This is a genomic window from Acidisphaera sp. S103 (assembly GCF_009765975.1).
In the GTDB taxonomy this organism is placed as follows: Bacteria; Pseudomonadota; Alphaproteobacteria; order Acetobacterales; family Acetobacteraceae; genus Rhodopila.
The window spans coordinates 158,375-178,099 of sequence record NZ_LMUJ01000031.1; the positions used below are offsets into that span (position 1 = coordinate 158,375).

Genomic DNA, 19,725 nt, shown 5'->3' on the forward strand with positions numbered 1-19,725 from the left:
ATCATCCGTCTGCAACCCGAGGAAGGCATGCGGCTGGAGATGATGACCAAGGACCCCGGTCCCGGTGGGCTGCGGCTGTCGCCGACCGGTCTGGACATCAGCTTTGAGAAGACCTTCGGCAAACGCTTCCCTGATGCGTATGAGCGGCTGCTGATGGACACGGTGCGCGGCAACCCGACCCTGTTCATGCGCCATGACGAAGTCGAGGCTGCCTGGACGTGGGTCGAACCCATCCTGGAAGCCTGGGCCGCTCGGCCGGACCACCCGCGCCCGTATCCGGCCGGAAGCTGGGGGCCGACGGCGGCCATCGCGCTGATCGAGCGCGATGGGCGGACGTGGCATGAGGAAATGACGTAGGCGAGCCAAAGGAACAACCAACATGAAACTCGGCGTGGCTATACCGGTGATCGACTCCGCCGTTGGCGGTGACCCTAACGCCATCCGCGACTTCGCGCAGGCCGCCGAGGACATCGGCTACCACGACCTGTCCGTCCCGGATCACGTCCTGGGGGTGAACGTCGCCAGCCGGCCGGACTGGGGTGACCGCAACACCTCGGCCGATCTGTTCCAGGACCCGTTCGTGGTGTTCGGCTTCCTCGCCGGCTGCACCAGGGCGATCGGGTTTTCTACCCAGGTGCTGATCCTGGCGCAGCGCCAGGCCGTGCTGGTGGCGAAACAGGCCGCCTGCGTCGATGTGCTGTGCGGTGGGCGCCTGCGGTTGGGCGTTGGCATCGGTTGGAACGCGGTGGAATTCACCGGTCTTAACGAAGATTTCCACAATCGAGGACGCCGGTCGGAGGAGCAGATCGCGGTCATGAAGGCGTTGTGGGCCGAACCGCACGTCACCTTCCGCGGCAAGTACCACACGATCGAGGATGCTGGGATCAACCCGCTGCCACCCCGGCGTGCGATCCCGATCTGGTTCGGCGGCCATGCCGATGTCACCGTCGGGCGCGTCGTGAAATCAGGCGACGGCTGGATGCCGATGGCGTACGGGCCGGGGGACGAGGCCAGGGTGGCGTTCGACAAGATGCGTGTCCAGGCGGACGCGGCAGGCCGCGACGCGGCCAGCATCGGCATCGACACAAGGGTAACCGCCGGCATCGGCGGCGAGGCCGAATGGCGGGACACAGTCCGATTCTGGAAGTCCTGCGGCGTCACCGACCTGACCCTGGCGACGTATTCCGGGCGTGGGCACCTGCGCCGCATCGCCGGACGGTCGCTGAAGGATCATATCGCTGCCATCCGGCGATACTGGGATGCGGTTGCCGACCTGCTGTAGACCCATTAGGCGTTTGTTAAGAAGTTTTCGTTACAGCCTCCGGGGTCTGAAACAATCCATACCGAGCGCCGCTGCCCGGTCTGAAGGATCCCGGAATGAGAAAGGTGCTGGGCAGCTTCGCCCATCGGTCGATCGCGGCCAAGCTGACGGCGGTGGCTGCCGCCGGCGTGCTGTTCATGGTGTTTGTAGCCGCCACCATCCTGGTGATCGCCAAGGGCGAACTGACCGCGGAACGGACTGCTCGGGCGCAGGCCGTGGTGGATGCCGCATGGGGGATCGCCGACAGCTTCCAGCAGGCCGCCCGGGCCGGCACCATGACCGAGGCGGAAGCACAAGCCAGGTTCAAGGCCGCGGCGAACGCCATCTGGTATGAGGGCCACACGAATTACCTGTTCATCTACGATACTGAAACCGGCCTCTGTGTGGTCAACACCGGCAACCCCGCGCTTCTCGGCAAGGATGTGCATGGCCTGCGCGATTCCAACGGCCGTCCTTTCGCGGCGAAGATGCTGGACCTCGCACGTGACGGCGGCCAGGGCACCATCCAGTACGCGTTTCCGCGCGGCAACTCCAAGGTCCCGCTGGAAAAGATCGCCTATGTCCGTGGCTTCGCGCCCTGGCACCTGATGATCGCCTCCGCCGAGTATATGAGCGATATCGACGACACGTTCTGGCGGATGACCCACACCGCCGGCATGGTGATCGGCGTCCTGCTGCTGTGTTCGGCCGGCCTGACATGGATGGTCGCGCGCGGCATCATGAAGCCGCTGTCTGCCCTCAAAACTCGCATGGCGGCACTCAGCGCCGGCGACCACGATGCGCCCGTCGCCGGTGCCGATCGCCGCGATGAGGTGGGCGAAATGGCGCGCGCCGTCCTGGTGTTCAAGGATCACATGGCCCGGGAGAGCCGGCTCTCGGCCGAACGGAAGGCGGAACGCGGCCAGCAGGAAGCAGCGAAGCGCGCCGCCCTCATCAGCATGGCCGACACCATCGAAACCGAAACCGGCGTGGCGCTGCGGCAGATCGGTGCTCGCACCACCGCCATGGAGGCAACCGCCGATAGCATGAGCGCCTCCGCCGAACGCACCGGTGCTTCGGCGCGGGAGGCCGCCGCCGCGTCGGCCAGCGCCCTGGCCAATGTCCAGACCGTCGCCGGCGCCGCGGAACAACTGGCCGGATCGATCCGTGAGATCGGCGGCCAGATGAACCGGTCCTCCGCGGTGGTACAGCGCGCGGTGACCGCTGGCACCGAGGCCCGCTCCACCATGGATGCGCTGAACCAGGAGGTCGAGCGGATCGGCGCTGTGGCCGACATGATCAACGAGATTGCCGGCAAAACCAATCTGCTGGCGCTGAACGCGACGATCGAGGCGGCTCGCGCCGGGGATGCCGGCAAGGGGTTTGCGGTGGTCGCGTCCGAGGTGAAGGCGCTGGCGACGCAGACCGCCCGATCGACGCAGGAAATCGCGCGCCACATCGATCAGATCCGCTCCGCCACCGGCGTATCGGTCGCGGCGGTTACCCGGATCGAGCAGACAATCACCGAAATCGACACGATCGCCGGGTCCATCGCCGCGGCGGTGGAGCAGCAGGGCGCGGCGACGGCGGAAATCGCCCGCACCGTCAGCGAGACCGCCGCCGCGGCGAGCGAAATGACTGGCCGCACCAAGGAAGTCATGGCCGAGGCCGTCGATACCGGCCGCTGTGCCACCGAGGTGCGCGACAACACCGCCGCGCTTGGCCAGGCGGTGGAAGAACTGCGCGATTCGGTGATCCGAGCGGTGCGGACCGCGATGGGTTGAAGTGGGCGTTACTCGCCACAACGGCTGGTTCGTGCGAAAACGCCGCGACGCACCATCCCGGCCCGCCTGACCCGGCATCGGCCTGTACAGGGAGAACGCCGTTGGCGAACCAGGTAAGCCCGCACGCCGGCCAGACGCTCGATTCATCGCTGCTCGTCAACGTGCCGCGGCTGATCACGGCGTATTTCGCCAACAAGCCTGACCCGGCGGTTCCCTCGCAGCGCGTGTCGTTCGGCACGTCGGGACACCGTGGGTCCGCTTTCGACAATGCGTTCAATGAGGCTCATATCCTGGCGATCAGCCAGGCCATCTGCCAGCATCGCACGCGCGCCGGCATCACCGGGCCGCTGTTCATCGGCATCGACACCCACGCATTGTCCGAACCCGCTTTGGCCAGCGCGGTGGAAGTCTTCGCCGCCAACGGTGTCGCAACGATGATCGACGCGCATGACGGCTATACACCGACCCCTGTCATCTCGCACGCGATCCTGACCTACAACCGGAATCGTCAGAGCAGTCTCGCTGACGGGATTGTCATCACGCCGTCGCATAACCCGCCCCGGGACGGTGGTTTCAAATACAATCCACCCAATGGCGGCCCGGCCGATACCGACGTAACGACCTGGATCGAGCGCGCCGCGAACGCATTGCTGGAAAGCGGCCTGGAAGGCCTGCGGCGCATGCCGTACGACCGCGCCCTGGCGGCCTCCAACGTTCATCGCCATGACTACATCGGTCCCTACGTCGCCGACCTGGGCAATGTTATCGATATGGACGCGATCCGGTCGTCGGGTGTGAAGATCGGGATCGATCCGTTGGGGGGCGCTTCCGTCCATTACTGGCAGCCGATCATCGAACGTTACGGTCTGGCCGCGACAGTCGTCAGTGACGCGATCGACCCGACATTCCGGTTCATGACCGCCGATTGGGATGGAAAAATCCGCATGGATTGCTCCTCGTCCTACGCGATGGCTCGGCTGATCGGCATGCGCGACACGTTCGACATCGCGTTCGCGAACGATACCGATGCGGACCGGCACGGCATCGTGACCCGGTCGAGCGGGCTGATGAACCCCAATCATTACCTCGCCACAGCCATATCGTATCTGTTCGGCAACCGTCCCGGCTGGACCGGCGGCCCGGGGGTGGGCAAAACCATCGTCAGCAGCGGTATCATCGATCGCGTGGCGGCCAGGATGGGCTGCAAGCTGATCGAAGTGCCTGTCGGATTCAAATGGTTCGTCGACGGCCTGATCGGCGGTTCGCTAGGCTTCGCCGGTGAGGAGAGCGCCGGTGCGTCGTTCCTTCGACGTGATGGATCGGTCTGGAGCACCGACAAGGACGGGATCATTCCGGGCCTGCTGGCGGCCGAGATCACCGCGGTGACCGGACGCGACCCGGGTGAAACCTACAGTCGTTTGACCGATGAACTGGGCGTTCCGTTCTATGCCCGTATCGACGCGGCGGCGACTGTGCAACAAAAGGATGTGCTGAAGAAGGCTACACCGGACCAGCTTGGCCTGAAGATGCTCGCCGGCGAACCGGTCACCGCGACGCTGACCGCCGCTCCGGGTAATGGCGCGTCGTTCGGCGGCATCAAGGTCACGACCGGGAACGGTTGGTTCGCCGCGCGCCCGTCCGGCACGGAGGATGTTTACAAGATCTACGCCGAAAGCTTCCGTGACGAGGATCACCTGCGGGCTATCCAGCAGGACGCTCAGGACGCGATATCGAGGCTGTTTGCGGCGGTGAATCCTGGTGGCTGACGTCGACGGCCGTTCACGTTGAGGCTTCAGCTTCGTCGTGGGCCGGCGAAGTCCGGATCATCTGCCACGGTAAGGTGCTGGATCAGATGGACCGGACTTCGCCGGTCCATGACGGAATCACTGGCGCTGGTCCATGACGAATCGCCGGTGCTGGTCCACGACAAATTGCTGGCGTCGGTCTGCCATGACAGTGCGTAGTGACGCCAGCCACGTTGCGAAGCCCTCATGCGCGAAGAAGTTCGTCCAATGCGACAGCGCGTCTTCGGCGCAGTCGAACGTGGCCCACCATTGCACGAACGCCTGACCACTTTCGACCACCGGCACGATTTGGATGGTGGCCTGGTAGTTGCGCACCGGCGCGGGTTCGAGAAAGGCGTAGGTATAGAACTGGTCGATATCCGAATGCGCCAGCAATTGCTGCCGGATCACCCGGCCGCCGATCTGGACACGCCGGATGGCACCGACCTGGTCGCCGGCCTTGCCATCCTCGATGATCGTCTCGCTTTCCACGCCGGCCCAGGCATAGTCGCCAAACGATCGAATGAACGACCAGACGTCGTCGGCGGTATGATCGAGAACCGTGCTGTAAAAGGATTTTGCCATCGGTCACCTCACGCGGTCGGGGTCGGAGAGGCCGGTGTAGGATACGGCGGCACGACGAACCCCCCACATCGTGCTTTGGCATCCGGGTTACCAGGGCGTCCGATCCGAACGCCGCCCCTTCCGGCCAGGCGTGCAGGTGGTAAACAGCGAACATGAACGTTGCCCCACCCCTCCGCGTCGGTACAAGAGGCTCCCCGCTGGCGCTGGTGCAGACCCGCATTTTCTTGCGCCATCTCGGTTCGGGAGAGGGCCAGGAAACCGTCATCGCCACCACCGGCGACGCCGTGCAGGACCGTCCGCTGGCCGATATCGGCGGCAAGGGCCTGTTCGCCAAGGAAATCCACGAAGCCTTGCTCGATGGCCGTGTCGATTGTGCCGTCCACAGCCTGAAGGACCTGGAAACCGAACTGCCTCCGGGGGTCATGCTTGGCTGCGTGCTGACGCGGGAAGACGCGCGCGACGTCCTGATCCTGGGGGATGCCTGTGGAGCGCCGGACCTCGCCGATCCGCTGGCCGCCCTGCCGCATGGCGCGTTGGTCGGCACGTCCTCCGTCCGCCGTCAGGCGCAGTTGCTGCATGCGCGCCCCGATCTGCATGTCACCTCGATCCGCGGCAACGTGCAAACGCGGTTGCGGAAACTGCGCGAAGGTCAATGCCAGGCAAGCCTGCTCGCGTTGGCCGGGCTGCGGCGGCTGGACATGACGATCCCTAACGCGATCGTGCTCGATCCGGACCTCATGCTGCCGGCCGCCGCCCAGGGTATCGTCGGCATTACCGTCCGAACCGGCGATATGGCACTGCGGGCGCGTCTCACCGCGATCGAGGACGCCGCATCCCGCATTGCCGCCACTGCCGAACGGGCGATGCTCGCGACGCTTGACGGGTCCTGCCGTACGCCGATCGGTGCTTATGCGCGCCTGCTGCCGGACGGCGGCCTGTCCCTGGCAGGCATGGTCGCCCGCGCCGACGGATCGTTCCTGCTGCGGCGCTCGTTACGGGGCCGATCCGCCGACGCAGACCGTATCGGTCAGGAGCTGGGGGCCATCCTGCGTGCCGGGTCGCCAGCCGATCTGTTCGGGTAGGCGCAACCGGTCGCGGGACCCTGCGTTACAGCCCGACGCAACACGAGGTTCCGCATGAAACGACACATTCTATCGGCCGCCGCCTGCCTTGCCCTGATCGCCGGCGCGGCCGTCCCGGCCCACGCCAAAGGCTGCATCAAGGGTGCCATCGTCGGCGGCGTCGCCGGTCACATGGCTCACCACGGTGCGCTCGGTGCCGCGGGCGGCTGTGCGGTCGGGCATCATATGGCGGCCGAGAAGGAAAAGCAGAGGCAGGCGGACCAACAACAAGATCAGCAGCACGATCAGCAGCGATGAGGGTGACGTGACGCATCAGCTTCGTCGCTGGACCAGCCACGTCCGTGCCGTCTGATCCAGCACCTTGCTGGGGCAGATGGCACGGACTGACGCCGGGCCATGGCGAATCAAGAATCGGTCCCAGTGGTGGATTAGCCATCGTAATAGACGTTGTCGCCCAGGTCCTTCATTTCCAGAATCGCCGCATCGGCGCGGCCGGCCGGGGGCTTCATCACGGTCGCCTCGGTCACTTCGGCGATCACAATGTGATGGTCGCCCAGTTCGACAATCTGCCGCACCGAACATTCCACCGCGGCGATGGCGTCATCCAGAATGGGCGTGCCGTTGGTGCCGGCATGGAATGCCTGGCCGGATAGTTTCCCGTCCTCAACCTTGGCGGGTTTGAAGAAGGTGAAGGCCATCCCCTTGTGCTCTTTGCCGAGCATATTCAGTGCGAACTTGCCGGTACCCTTCACCACGGTGTGCACGCCGGAATCGGCCTTGATGCCGACCACCACCAACGGCTGAAAGTGGCGCCCGCGGTGGCTGTATATCCAGCAGCATCACGCGATAGAGAAACACCGCTGGCTGACAGCAGCGACTGTATCACACGTGGTTTTATTGTCCCTCGGCGCCATCGTTGCTCTCACTGTCGATCCGGTCCATGCTGAAGACTGGAAGACGGAACGCCCCCCGTCAGGCGGAGACACGCTTATGGGCCACATCTCTACTGCCGCGATGCGATGCTGCGGCCCGGTCCTGGCGCCGTGGAGCCCGCGCGTCTGATGTCCCCGTTTTCCGGCAGGGCGAGCGGAGTGCCTGATGCCGCATGAGCCTGAAGTTCTGCGTCTGCTCCAGGCGTATCAGGACATTTGGTTTTCGCATTTTCCCGCGCTGTCGCGCCGGGCGGAATGGCATATCGTCCACCATCTGTGCATGCGCGGCCGCAACGGCGCGCCCGTCGGCGAACTCTATGGCCTGGCCAAGCAGATTTTCCTGCTCGATGACGCGACGGTGAAAGAGCGGCTGCTGTCGATCAACCAGGACGGTTTGTGCGACCTGGATCCGACCGGCCAGATCTATGCCCGCACCATCGCCACACCGACCCGAAGCCTGCTGGACAAATTCGACGCCCATTTGCGGGCCTTCGCGCAGCCGTTGTCGGAGGTCGGCAAAGTGTTCGGCACGGTGTTGCCGGCGCCGTCATTGGACGAACTTTCGGCGGATCATCGAGCCCTGCTGCTACAACCTTTGGACATTCACACCGAACAATGGGCCGTCGCGGTGGACCGGGTCTTCGAGTCCGGCCGCCTTTCCCCCGCCCGGCGCATGGACGCGAAACGGCATTTGATCTCTTCCTCGCATTGGAACCTGCTGCACAATGCCGTCCGTTGGTATTATGAATCGCACGGTTCGCAGGCCGGGAAGGACGGTATCCTGGCCGACCGGTTGGCCGCGCAACTGCTGCAACTGACCGGCCAGACCCTGCAGACGACGCGGGATCACATCGCTTATCTGCTGGACGTCGGGCTGTTCCAAAGGATGCCGGGCAAGGCGCTGCACGTCGCGGTCTCCGCCGTTGCGATCAAGGAAATCCACCTCGCGCTCGGCCGCACGGCGGAGCGGTTGCCGGCGATACTGGACGCACTGTCCGGCCGAGGGGCGCCAGCGGCGGGATTGCCGATCGACAACGATATCGGCGACCTGACGGTGACGGTCCGGCATCGCCCGGCGGGAGCCGCCGCACCGGAAATTCATCATCTTCTGCAGATTGTCGCGCCACGGGGCAACGAACGTCGCATACCGGTCCAACCGCCTTTGACGATCGGGCGCACGCCACCCAGCGATCTGGTGCTGAACGGGGCCGATATCTCGCGGACTCATTGCCGTATCGTCGCGGATGGGTCGGGTATCGCCGTCAGCGACCTGAACTCGACGAACGGCACATTCCTGAATGACCGACGGATCAAGGCGATCACGCCGTTGAAAGCCGGCGACCGGCTGCAGGTCGGGTCCTATGTGCTGGAGTACCATCGGGAAAGCGCCGCCGCGGCACCGGGTGACATCGAAGACACCCGGCACAGCCGAGGCCTGCAGGCGGGGCGATAGCGCGCGGTCGTCCCCCCGCCAATTCGACATCCAGGCCTTTCCTTTCCCCATTCAAGGCGTGGGACCGACGCTGGAACAAACCAGGAAATTCGGTGCGATCCGGCGGCGACGTTTCTGGAAATCCGGGTCAAGTCATTCCAGATAAAAGTCGGACAATAAACTCGAAGTAAAGTGGTCAGTTTACGACAGGATTATCTTACGACATTTACCGTTTATTAATGTATTCGGCACGGATATTAAAATCCCCGAGAGAACGGACGAAATCCTTTCTCCAGATCGCAATAGCAGAAGCAGCGGGGGATTCAGACATGTTCAACGTAACAAAGATGACCATCCTGACAGGCGCCGCTTTATTCGCTGTCAGCGTGACAAGTTCAGCCAAGAGCCACGATCGGTATGTCGAGATCGTAAACGACTCTCATCTGGCGATCGTCAGCTTCTATGCTTCCAACATCGGCTCCGATAGCTGGCAGGCCGATGTCCTCGGCACTGCCATGCTGCCGCCGGGCAAGCATCTGCGGATCAACCTGGACGACGGTTCCTCCTATTGCCGGTTCGACCTGAAGACCCGTTTCATCGACGGAACCAGCGTCGTCCGCCACGACGGCGATATCTGCTCGGTCACCCAATACACGCTGACCGATGGATCGGCGCGGCCATGAGCAACTTCCTCATCGCGACACTCTCAGAGACGGGACACCTGACAATGCGCAAGCTCACCTGGTTGAAGAACCTCGCCGTCAACGCCGTGACGATCATCGGCCTGGAACTCGCCGGCAGCGCCCCGGTGAACGCCGCGGAGGCGGTCGGCCAGTACGGCTATTGGACGACTGTATCCGACACCGGCAGCGACGGCGAGGCGATCTGCGGCGTCAGCACGCAGATGACCAATGGGGCCGAACTGCGGCTGATGGTCGTGGGTGAAGAGGTGCATATGATGGCCTACGATCCCGCCTGGACCATGCCGGCGGATGGCGAGGCCCGGGTGACCATCACCGTCGATGGCGAGGTGTATCACGGCCGGGCCGTGGCCCTCGACGCGAAGACGCTGGTCGTGCGGAACCTGACCACGGACTTCCTTGAGGAGTTCATGAACGGGATGAAGATGGAGGCCGATTTCGGTGGCGCGCGCTGGACGGTCAGCCTGATCGGGTCCAGCCGGGCAACCAGCGCGATGGGTGAATGCATGGCAATGGCCGCCGCGCGCCGCGGGGTCATGAGTTGAGGCGGCTGCTGGGCTATTCGTGTGCGAGCACCCAGTCGCTGACGAAGCTGGCCAGGCCGTTGGCGTGGAAATCCCGTCGCAGCCCGGCCGCATCGTAATCGTCCCGCACCCAATCCAGGAACGGCTTGCGGCCTTCGCCTTCATGGCGGTAGCGCAAGAAGAACGCATCCAGGATGCCGGTGCTCGCCTGCTTGATGTGCCCGAAACGCCAGGATAGTTGGCGCAGGGCGTCGGCCGAGGTGCCGCCCTCGAACATCACCATCAGCCCGGCGGCCAATCCCGCCCGGTCGGCGCCTGACTTGCAGTGCATGATCGCCGGCGTCGGCATGGATGTGTAGATGCCGTACAGACGCAGGATCCGGTCGCGCTGCGGGGCGCCGCGGCTTTCCAGCGCCATGTCGTGGAAATCCAGGCCGAGTTCGCGCGCCGCTTCCCGCGACAACGCATCCGATCCGCTTTGGGTCTTGCCGCGCAGGTTGATCAGGGTCCGGAGCCCCAGCCGTCGCACCATCCGGCGCAGGCGGGGCGGCGTCGGGTGATTGCAGCGATAGATCTTGCCGGGCACGACCGGAGCCAGATTGCCCCAGACCAGGCGGAACAGGGCGTGGTCGATGAACAGCGAGTCGATCCAGGCCACGACGCGGCCTTTGGTGGTGCTGAGGTCGCCGTTGAAAATAGAGTTCATTCGTGTGTGGGCCGGACCTTTGGGAATGGCGGCACATATGGTCATGACCGGGCGCGACGGGCAACCAGCGCTGTGTGGTGGGACCCGCGTTCCTGGCCACCGGTCACGCCGTCCCTGGTTGCTGGTCCGACCGTCAGCGGGTGCCGCGGGGGATTATCCTTCAGCCACCCGCGTCATCCATGCCCCTGCCATCGCCACCGCATCCCTGGCCTTCTGCACCGCGCCGGTCGCGCGCAGGAAGCCGTGGACGGTGCCGGCGAACGTCTCCGTCTCCACCGCTACGCCGGACGCACGCAGTTTCGCCACCAGCGCCTCGCCTTCCGACCGCAGCACATCCAGTTCCGCCAGCAGCACCATCACCGGAGGCAATCCAGTGAGATCCGCCCGTAACGGCGCTGCCAGCGGGTGCAGCCGGTCGATATCGTGTGGCACGTAGACGCTCCAGTAGAACGCCATCCGTTCCGTGCTCAGCCCGTACCCGCCTGTCCCGAACTCCCGATAGCTTGGTGTGTCGAACCGCGAGTCGCTGACCGGGTAGTTCGCCAGCACACCGGCCAGAGCCGGGCCGCCGGAGTCCCGCAGCAGCAGGGCCGTCGCCAGGGCCAGGTTGCCACCCGCCGAATCCCCGCCGACGAAAATGCGCTTTGGGTCCAATCCCCAGTCCGCGCCGTGTTCGGCGACGAACCGTACCACCTCGGCACATTCTTCCAGCGCCCGAGGGAATTTTGCTTCCGGCGACAGTGAATAGTCCACGCTGACCACGGCGACCGGGCCGGCCGCCGCGTATTCTCGCGTCATCCGGTCGTGGGTGTCGACATTTGCCCACACCCAGCCGCCGCCGTGGAAGTAGATCAGTGTCGGGATGACCCGATCCGTCACCGGCCGGAATACCCGGCAGAAGATCCGCCGCCCATGGGCATGCACGAAGCGCTCGGTCGTTTCCGCCATCACCGGCCCACCCACCGCCGTTCGCAGGCCGAGCAGATCGTTCACCTTCCTGTGTGGCGCCAGCGGCAGTTCCACCTTTACCGGCGGATAAGCGGCCGCCGCTTTCTCCTGTTCCGCGGTGAACGCGGCCATTTCCGGGTCCCAGCGTGATCGATCCGACATTCTTCTTAACCCCCTCGCTTGTTGATCCCCTTGGGGCATCTGCCTGCTATGCAACGGCACGTGGCGTCGAATTGCAACTTGCCGCGGTCGCTGCCGCACCCCTTATGCCGCGAGGCAACATGATCAGACACAGATGACGGTTCCCCGCTTCAACACCGCCGGCCGCTTCGATCCGGCTGCCTTGTTCCATCCGGCGTCCGTCGCCGTGATCGGGGCCGAAACCGAGGTGGGGTCGCGGATCATGGCCAACCTGGTGATGGGCGGCTTCAAGGGCGCCATCCACACGAGCGTAACCGACAACACCGCCCTGGCGGTCCTGGCGATGCCACCGGACCAGATTGGCCCCACGATGACCGAACTGGCGCGGGCCAATTGCTTTGCGGCCATCGTCCCCGGGGCGGCTGACGGCTTGGCCGACCATGCGGCCCGTACGGGAGTCCGGGTCCTGGGGCCCTATTCCTGCGGTCTGGCGGTTCCTCGCCTGAATCTGAATGCGACACGATCCCACATCCCGCCGCCGGCGGGCCGGTTGGCCTTGATTTGCCAATCCTCGGCCCTCAGCCGCGCAGTGATCGACTGGGCGGAGCCCAACGGTGTGGGGTTCAGCCATATCGTCGGCCTGGGCGGCAACGCCGATATCGGCTTCGGCATCACCCTGGACTGGCTGTCCCGCGACCCCGGCACCGGCGTCATCCTGTTGGACATCCGCCGCATCAAGGATCATCGCCGGTTTTTGTCCGCCGCCCGCGCCGCGGCCAAACTGCGCCCGGTGGTCGCGATCCGCCCCGGCTTGCGGCTGCTGGACGACGGTGACTCCGATCTGATGTTCGAGGCCGCGTTGCGCCGAGCCGGCGTGCTTTACGTCAAGCGGCTGGAGGATCTGCTGGCGGCGGCTGGTACTCTGTCCCGCGCTAAGCCCGCGCGTTGCGGCACTTTGGCGATTGTCAGCAACGCGATCGAGCCGGGCCGGCTCGCCGCGGATGCCGTGCTGCGGGAGGGCCTCGATCTGCTGCCCGATGCCGCCCCCGACCACGGCGTGCTGCATGCCGGGTCCACCAACCTGGCCGCGACCGCGTTCGAAATTGCCGCCCGGCCCGATATCGGCGGCGTCCTGGTCGTCCATACGCCCCAAGGTCCGGATGACGCGGCAACCATCGCCGCCCTGGCGGTGCCGCAAGCGGCGTTGCATGCCCCGGTGCTGGTCTGCGCGATGGGCGAGACGACCGGTGCGCCGCATCGGCTGACGCTCGCCCATGCCGGCCTGCCGGTCTTCGCCACCCCCGACCAGGCTGTTCAAGGCTTCGAGCATCTGGTGCGCGACCACCGTAACCGCGAGGCCGCCCGCGAACTGCCGCCCAGCACGGTGCTCGATCTGGCCCCCGAACAGGCGCTTGTGCGAAGCTGTTTCGCCGCGACGCGTGCCCAAGGCCGCCTGACCCTGACGCAGAACGAGGCGCTCGGCATCCTGTCCGCCTACGGTATTCCCATCGTGCCCACACGGTTTGCCGCCGGCGCGCCGGATGCTGCCGGTGTGGCCGCCCTGCTGGGCTTTCCCGTGGTAGTGAAACTGCGTGACAGCACGGCACCGGCGGATCGGCCGTTCGGTGACCTGGTGTTGGACCTGCACGACGCCGCCCAGGTGACGGCTGCTGCCGGATTGCTGTCCGCGCGTGCCCAGCGGTGGGGTTCCACCGGCGAATTGTTGGTGCAGCGCTTTGTCGGCCAAGCGCGGGAGGTCGCGGTGCGCGTGGTGGACGATGCGACGTTCGGGCCGGTGATCACGTTCGGTCGCGGCGGCACCGAGGCGGCCTTGCACGACCGGGCCGTCGATCTGCCGCCCTTGAACCTGGCATTGGCCAAGGGCCTGATCCAGCGCTGCCGTAACGGCGCCATGCTGGGGCGTCTGCTGCGCGACCGAGCACCGGCCAGCGGCGATGCAGTGGCGCAGACGCTGGTGCGGATCAGCCAGTTGATCGTCGATTTCCCCGAGATCGCCGAACTGGACGTGCCGTCGCTATTCGTCGACGCCGGCGGCGTGCTGGCCGCTGATGCCTGGCTGCGGCTACGTGGGGCGGATGAGCCGCCTGTTGGGTTGGCCATCGCCCCCTATCCGGTCGAACTGACGGAACACCGGCTGATCGGGCCGGATCGCATGACCATTCGCCCGATCCGGCCGGAAGACGCGGCCGAACATATGGCGTTCTTCCATCGACTCTCGCCGCAGGATATCCGCTTTCGTTTCTTCAGTGCGATGCGTGAACTGTCGCCGGAACAGACTGCTCGGTTGACCCAAATCGACTACGACCGGGAAATGGCGTTCATCGCGATCGACGAAACGACCGGCGACACGGTGGGCGTCGCCAGGCTGGCCTGCGATTCGGACGGGCGATCGGGCGAGTTCGCGGTGATCGTGCAGGCGGACATGAAAGGCCGCGGCCTCGCCTCGCATCTGATGCAACGGCTGATCGCCTGGGCCCGGACGCGTGGCCTTGCCGAGGTGGTGGGCCAGATACTGGCGGATAACCAGCCGATGCTGGCATTCATCCGGCATCAGGGCTTCAGCGTTCATCGCATGGCGGACGATCCGGAGGTCATGGAGGCGAAGCTGGTGCTGTAATGGGGCCTCGTCGATTGCGCGGCGAGGCACCATTAGCTTCATTTCGCCAGGGCTGTTTCTTTCACCTCGACCCTAGACCCTTTGAACGCCGGCATCACCTCTTTGGCGAACCGCTCCACCTGTTCCAGGATCACCGCCTCCGGCACGCCGAGAGACGGGCTGATCGAGATCCGATCCAGTCCAGGATAGGCTTTTTCCAGCGCCTTCAGGTGATCGATGATCTCGTTGGCCGACCCGGTCAGGAACCCGCCGGATTTCACCGCATCCTCGATCCGCGGCAGCTTCGCCGTCGGCGCCTTCTTCGGATCCCGCATAATCTCGATCTGCTCATCCGTCATCGCTCGATTCAGCCGTAGCTCACCGAACATCTTCATGTTTTCTTCGTAATATTTCGCCGCATCGCGGATGCACTGTTCCTTGCTGTCGCCCATGTAGAAATGGAAGCCGAAGCAAAGCCGCTCGCCCAGATCGATATGCTTGCCGATCTTGGCATGCTCAGCCTGCCATTTCAGCACGACGCCGTGCATCGCGCCGCCCTCGGCCGATCCGCCGCCGACCATGCCTTGGATGCCGTGTTTCGCCATGAATGCCAGCGCCCGTTCCGATCCACCCTGGATCGGCTGCCAGCATTCCACCGGCAAACGAGCGGGCCGGGGCACCAGGGTCAGTTCCTTCAACGTATAGCCGCGATACGGCACTTCCGGCGGCAGCGTGTAGTGCTTGCCCTTGTGCGAGAACGACTCTTCGTTGAACGACTTGAAGATAATGTCGACCTGTTCCTCGAACAACTCGCGATTGGCTTCCTGGTCGATCAGCGGTGAGCCGAACGTTTCAACTTCCCGCGTGTGGTACCCGCGCGCGACACCGAACACGACGCGGCCATGCGACAGGATATCAGCCATCGCGTAATCCTCGGCGAGGCGCAGCGGATGCCACATCGGGGTCACGTTGAAGCCGCAGCCGATGTTGATGTTCTTGGTCAGATGCGTCAGGTGCAACGCCATCAGCAGCACGTTGGGGATGCACTCGGTTCCTTCGCGCTGGAAGTGGTGTTCCGCCATCCAGAAGGTCGAGTAACCAAGCCCATCCATCTTCTGGGCGATGTGCTCTGCCTTCGACAGTGCGGTCGACAGATGCGCATTGTCATACCGCCGGTCATTGATCGGAATGCCGCCGTAGCCGATGTCTTCGACGTCCGTATGGCCCGCGAAAAGGCTGTCAAACTTCGTGATCATTGCCGTCGTTCCTCCGTCCCTACCGGATAGTAGGCGGACGGACGGGGTTGGCAAGTTAGACGCTTAAACGCCGTAAACCGCCCGAGCGTTGTTTAGGAAGAAATCGCGGCGCCGTTCCGGATCGACCCCGGCTGGTAACACATGCGCGGGATCGTCGTAGTCCCAATGCGGATAGTCGGTCGCGAACAGCAGCTTGTCCCAGCCGATCCAATCGATGGCGTCCAGCGCCTGGGATTTCACCGCTGGTTCTTCCATCGGTTGAGTCGTCAGCCAGATGTGATCGCGGATGTATTCTGATGGCGGGCGCTTCAGATGCGGCAGCTCGGCCCGCAGCCGGTGCCACAATTTGTCCAGACGCCACGCCAATGACGGCAGCCAGGCGAACCCGGCCTCCACCACCACGATCTTCAGTTTTGGAAACCGTTCGAATATCCCTTCCAACACCATGCTGCTCAGCATCGTCTGGCAGGATTGGGCGTGACCGACCATGTCCTCGATATAGAATGACGGCCAGCCGCCGCCCGAGACCGGATAGCCGCCGAAACCGAACGCGTGGATACCGACCGGCAACCCGGCCTCCGATGCCGCGCGGTAAATCGGCCAGTAACGCTTCTGGCCGGCGGGTTCGGCGGTGCGGCTCAGCAGCAGGACTTGCACGTAGTCGGAGTGCCCGGCCCAGCGTTCGATTTCCGCCGCTGAGGCCTCACCGTCCTCATACGGCACCAGGATCGAGCCTTTCAGTCGAGGCTCCGGCTGCGTCCATTCTGCCACCTGCCAGCGGTTCATCGCCTGGCACAGTGCGTCCGCCAGATAACCGTTCTGGAACCCGCCGGGATGCGGGCGGATCATGTTCAGCACGCCCAGCGTGATATTGTGCGGATCGAGATGGTGGGTGCGCATGAATGCCAGGTCGCTGCCCGGACGGCCACCATTGGGTGGCCAGGCATCTCGTCGCGACGCATCCGGCTGGCTCTTGGGATAGGCCGGCCCCGCCTCGAACGCCTGCCGAGGCAGCGGGCCGAACATCTCCAAGTGATCCTGCCAGCGCTTTTCCAGATACGGATACAGCCCCTTCATCCCCAGCTTCGGCGACTGGTGGATGTCGCAGTCGGCGATGGCCAGGCGCGACGTCCCGGCGGGCTGTTCGGTTGGCTTGGCGACATCGATGGTCATGGCGGCCGCTCCCTGGCTGTCGGTCAGGATAGCGGCGAACCGGGGGTGATGGCTACCGTGCGTCAGTTCTCCAGCCGCACGTACTCGAAATCGCCCGGCATGTTGTCGACACCGAGGCGCGGCGGGGCGATCCAGCCCGCGTAGACACCGGGTTGCAGCGACGCGCGCATCAGGCTGGTGATGAACAGGTTGTCGCCGACGGAGGGCAGCATCGATTCCCGCCGAACATGCCATTCCTCGGTACTGAGGATGGCGCCGTTGGTATCAGTATGGATTGTGCTGAACTCACCGATGCGACGGTTGAAGGCGACATGCGGCAGGGTGATGCGGAACGTGGTCCCCGCCCGTTCCAGCACACGATTCCAGCGCACCACACCGGCGGCGGCATCTTCGACGTAGTCGTCGCGCAGCCGCATGTTTAGGGCGGACAGGGCCGGGACGTCTTCGTTGACGATCGCGCCGTCGCGTGGCCGCAGCACGGGATAGACTGACGCGGTCAGGCGGTGATCGTCCTCGATCTTGTCCTCGCGGTAACGGCCTTTCAGCCCGGCATTGAAGGCATTCGCGGCATTGGTGCTGATTTCGTTACCGAACAGGTCGAGTGTCAGCGAGAAATGCAGGTTGGCCTTTTTCTGGATCGTCGGCAGATCGATTACGCCCAGTGCCCGCACGCGTTCGATATCGTAGGGATCGTCGATGCCGGCTTCCTTCATCGCCTCCGCCGTGCGTTGCAGCACGCGGCTGACGCCGGTTTCGCCAACGAACATGTGGTGGGCTTCTTCCGTCAGCATGAAGCGGCAGGTGCGTGACAGCGGGTCGAAACCGGACTGTGCCAGCGCCGCCAACTGCATCTTGCCGTCGCGGTCGGTGAAGAAGGTGAACATGAAGAACGACAGCCAATCGGGAGTCCGTTCGTTGAATGCCCCCAGCATACGCGGCGTATCTTCGTGACCGGAGCGGCGGCGCAGCAGGTCGTCGGCTTCTTCCCGTCCGTCACGGCCGAAGTATTTCTGCAGCAGATAGACCATCGCCCAGAGATGGCGGCCTTCCTCGACATTGACCTGGAACAGGTTGCGCATGTCATACAATGATGGTGCGGTGGCCCCGAGGTGACGCTGCTGCTCGACCGAGGCCGGTTCGGTGTCGCCCTGGATGACCAGCAAACGCCGCAGCATGGCGCGATATTCGCCGGGAACTTCCTGCCAGGCTGGCTCGCCTTTATGGGCACCGAACGGAATGGTCCGCCCTTCAACCACGGGCGCTAACAGGATGCCCCACCGATATTCCGGCATCCGCACGAAGCCATATTTGGCCCAGCCGTCGCTGCCGACGCCGACAGCGGTGCGCAGATAGACCGGGAAGTCCTGGAATCCCTCCGGACCCATCGACTTCCACCAGTCGATGTAGCCGGGATGCCAGGTTTCCAGTGCTTTTCGCACCCGGAGGTCGTCGGCGAGGCCGACATTGTTCGGAATCAGGCCGTCGTAATCGATCTGGCTGCCGTCTGGCATGGGAGGGTATCCTTTCAGACGCGTTCAGTATTGAAGTCCGGCCGCACGCCGGACCCGTAGCGTTTCAGCGATCCGCTTTCGCCCACCGCGTTCGGCCGCTGGAAGATCCAGTTCTGCCATGCGGTCAGGCGCCCGAAGATTCGGGTTTCCATCGTTTCGGGACCGGCAAAGCGGAGATTGGCTTCCAGGCCGGTCAGCGCATCGGGTGAGAACGACGCGCGTTCCTCCAGGATCAGGCGTACTTCGTCGTCCCAGTCGGTTTCGTCGTAGGCGAACGTCACGAGGCCATGCTGTTCCGCGGTTTCGGCATCCAGCGTCTCACCGATCAGCACGGCGGCGGCGTCGAGCGACTCTGGTTCGCCGTAAAAACGGTTGGCGAGGCGAGACATCCCGTTGCCCATCGGGAACGCGGAGAAATTCAGCGCCGACAGATGCAGCGTCGCGGTCCCGCCGGCGAACATCACCGAACGGTCGGCGGCGAACACGATTTCGGCGAGCGAACCGGCGAAGCAGCTTTCGGGGTCGATCAGCGCGATCAGGCTGCGCGCCATCATGTCGACCCGCTTGAACACGCGTTTCAACAGCAGACGGATTTCGCGGACCAGCCAGTCGGTCTGGTATTGCTCCAGCAGGCTGTCGGCGGCCAGCACCTGAGCCGGATCGCCAACGGAACGGAAGACGATCAGGCCGATGGATGGCTCGTTCAGCCGCAGATGCAGCAGTGCGTCGTCCAGTTCGCGCGCCATCGCCAGCGGCCAGAACGCGGTGCCGCTGTCGTGGAGGCCGCGCAAGTCGCCGGGCACGTCGGACGGCCCGAGGATGGTGATCGTGGCGGTGCGTGCGCCACGATCCAGCGTGATCTGGACATGCGGATAGGCGATCGCGTCGCCGGCGATCGTCCGGTCCAGCGGAGTCAGCGAAACCCCCTTGACCCCATCCCGATCGGATCGTGCCGCGAGTTCCAGGGCGCGTTCGGTCACCTTCGCCTCCCATGCCGAGGGCGGAACGACCTCATCCACCAGCCGCCATTCGACGGCGCGCTTGCCACGCACGCCTTCCTCGGCGGTGCAGAAGATGTCGGCGCGGTCACGGCGCACCCGGCGCTTGTCGGTCAGGCGCGTCAGGCCGCCGGTGCCGGGCAGCACGGCAAGCAGCGGAAGCTCCGGCAGGGAAACGGACGAACGGCGGTCGTCGATCAGCATGATGTGGTCGGCGGTCACCGCCAGTTCATACCCGCCGCCCGCCGCGC

At 64.7% G+C, this 19,725-nt stretch carries 17 protein-coding genes and 1 pseudogene; 10 read left to right on the forward strand and 8 right to left on the reverse strand.

Annotation, left to right across the window (positions count from 1 at the left end):
• The 4 genes and pseudogenes from GSQ89_RS39025 to pgm form a co-directional block, all read left to right on the forward strand.
• Positions 1–357 (forward strand): annotated as a pseudogene (locus tag GSQ89_RS39025) (glucose-6-phosphate dehydrogenase); the annotation flags it as partial.
• A 22-nt stretch (positions 358–379) separates the two neighbouring features.
• Positions 380–1,282: an LLM class F420-dependent oxidoreductase gene (locus GSQ89_RS05260; protein WP_158922732.1), complete on the forward strand. Its 903-nt coding sequence runs from the start codon at positions 380–382 to the stop codon at positions 1,280–1,282.
• Positions 1,283–1,377: 95 nt separating this feature from the next.
• Positions 1,378–3,084, forward strand: a complete 1,707-nt coding sequence (locus GSQ89_RS05265) for a methyl-accepting chemotaxis protein (protein WP_158922734.1) — start codon at positions 1,378–1,380, stop codon at positions 3,082–3,084.
• Positions 3,085–3,185: 101 nt separating this feature from the next.
• Complete coding sequence (pgm, locus tag GSQ89_RS05270) at positions 3,186–4,850, forward strand: phosphoglucomutase (alpha-D-glucose-1,6-bisphosphate-dependent) (protein ID WP_158922736.1); 1,665 nt, start codon at positions 3,186–3,188, stop codon at positions 4,848–4,850.
• 117 nt (positions 4,851–4,967) lie between these two features.
• Here the strand turns inward: pgm and GSQ89_RS05275 are convergent, their stop codons facing one another.
• Positions 4,968–5,453 carry an SRPBCC family protein gene (locus GSQ89_RS05275; protein ID WP_158922738.1) on the reverse strand — a complete coding sequence of 162 codons (486 nt, stop codon included), beginning with the start codon at positions 5,451–5,453 and terminating at the stop codon, positions 4,968–4,970.
• A 152-nt stretch (positions 5,454–5,605) separates the two neighbouring features.
• On the opposite strand from GSQ89_RS05275, the gene hemC reads away from it, so the two are divergent.
• Together hemC and GSQ89_RS05285 are read left to right on the forward strand one after the other, a co-directional pair.
• Positions 5,606–6,535 (forward strand): hydroxymethylbilane synthase, encoded by a 930-nt coding sequence (gene hemC, locus GSQ89_RS05280; RefSeq protein ID WP_158922740.1) that lies wholly within the window; start codon positions 5,606–5,608, stop codon positions 6,533–6,535.
• Positions 6,536–6,589: 54 nt separating this feature from the next.
• Complete coding sequence (locus GSQ89_RS05285; protein WP_158922742.1) at positions 6,590–6,832, forward strand: hypothetical protein; 243 nt, start codon at positions 6,590–6,592, stop codon at positions 6,830–6,832.
• Positions 6,833–6,963: 131 nt separating this feature from the next.
• Here GSQ89_RS05285 and GSQ89_RS05290 read toward each other — a convergent pair whose 3' ends face one another.
• Positions 6,964–7,329 carry a flavin reductase family protein gene (locus GSQ89_RS05290; protein WP_158922744.1) on the reverse strand — a complete coding sequence of 122 codons (366 nt, stop codon included), beginning with the start codon at positions 7,327–7,329 and terminating at the stop codon, positions 6,964–6,966.
• Between the two features lie 304 nt (positions 7,330–7,633).
• Between GSQ89_RS05290 and GSQ89_RS05295 the strand changes: the two genes are divergently transcribed.
• From GSQ89_RS05295 to GSQ89_RS05305, 3 genes are all read left to right on the forward strand, one after another.
• Positions 7,634–8,920, forward strand: a complete 1,287-nt coding sequence (locus tag GSQ89_RS05295; RefSeq protein ID WP_158922746.1) for an FHA domain-containing protein — start codon at positions 7,634–7,636, stop codon at positions 8,918–8,920.
• Between the two features lie 308 nt (positions 8,921–9,228).
• A complete protein-coding gene (locus tag GSQ89_RS05300; protein WP_158922748.1) occupies positions 9,229–9,582 on the forward strand; it encodes a hypothetical protein in 354 nt (117 codons plus the stop codon).
• Positions 9,579–10,145, forward strand: a complete 567-nt coding sequence (locus GSQ89_RS05305) for a hypothetical protein (RefSeq protein ID WP_158922750.1) — start codon at positions 9,579–9,581, stop codon at positions 10,143–10,145. The genes GSQ89_RS05300 and GSQ89_RS05305 overlap by 4 nt, the downstream gene beginning before the upstream one ends.
• Before the next feature lie 13 nt (positions 10,146–10,158).
• On the opposite strand, the gene GSQ89_RS05310 is transcribed toward GSQ89_RS05305, so the two are convergent.
• On the reverse strand, positions 10,159–10,821 hold the full coding sequence (locus GSQ89_RS05310) for a tyrosine-protein phosphatase (protein WP_158923062.1): 663 nt from the start codon (positions 10,819–10,821) through the stop codon (positions 10,159–10,161).
• A gap of 162 nt (positions 10,822–10,983) precedes the next feature.
• Entirely contained in the window at positions 10,984–11,910 is a 927-nt protein-coding gene (locus GSQ89_RS05315) for an alpha/beta hydrolase (RefSeq protein WP_254073083.1), read from the reverse strand.
• A gap of 163 nt (positions 11,911–12,073) precedes the next feature.
• Here GSQ89_RS05315 and GSQ89_RS05320 point away from each other — a divergent pair, with 163 nt between their 5' ends.
• Entirely contained in the window at positions 12,074–14,557 is a 2,484-nt protein-coding gene (locus GSQ89_RS05320) for a bifunctional acetate--CoA ligase family protein/GNAT family N-acetyltransferase (RefSeq protein WP_158922754.1), read from the forward strand.
• 38 nt (positions 14,558–14,595) lie between these two features.
• Here GSQ89_RS05320 and GSQ89_RS05325 read toward each other — a convergent pair whose 3' ends face one another.
• The 4 genes from GSQ89_RS05325 to GSQ89_RS05340 all read right to left on the reverse strand — a co-directional run.
• Entirely contained in the window at positions 14,596–15,792 is a 1,197-nt protein-coding gene (locus GSQ89_RS05325; protein ID WP_158922756.1) for an LLM class flavin-dependent oxidoreductase, read from the reverse strand.
• Between the two features lie 63 nt (positions 15,793–15,855).
• Positions 15,856–16,965 (reverse strand): amidohydrolase family protein, encoded by a 1,110-nt coding sequence (locus GSQ89_RS05330; RefSeq protein ID WP_158922758.1) that lies wholly within the window; start codon positions 16,963–16,965, stop codon positions 15,856–15,858.
• Positions 16,966–17,027: 62 nt separating this feature from the next.
• Positions 17,028–18,476 carry a benzoyl-CoA 2,3-epoxidase subunit BoxB gene (gene boxB, locus GSQ89_RS05335; RefSeq protein WP_158922760.1) on the reverse strand — a complete coding sequence of 483 codons (1,449 nt, stop codon included), beginning with the start codon at positions 18,474–18,476 and terminating at the stop codon, positions 17,028–17,030.
• A 14-nt stretch (positions 18,477–18,490) separates the two neighbouring features.
• A partial coding sequence (locus GSQ89_RS05340) for a benzoyl-CoA-dihydrodiol lyase (RefSeq protein ID WP_158922762.1) occupies positions 18,491–19,725 on the reverse strand: 1,235 nt, incomplete at its 5' end.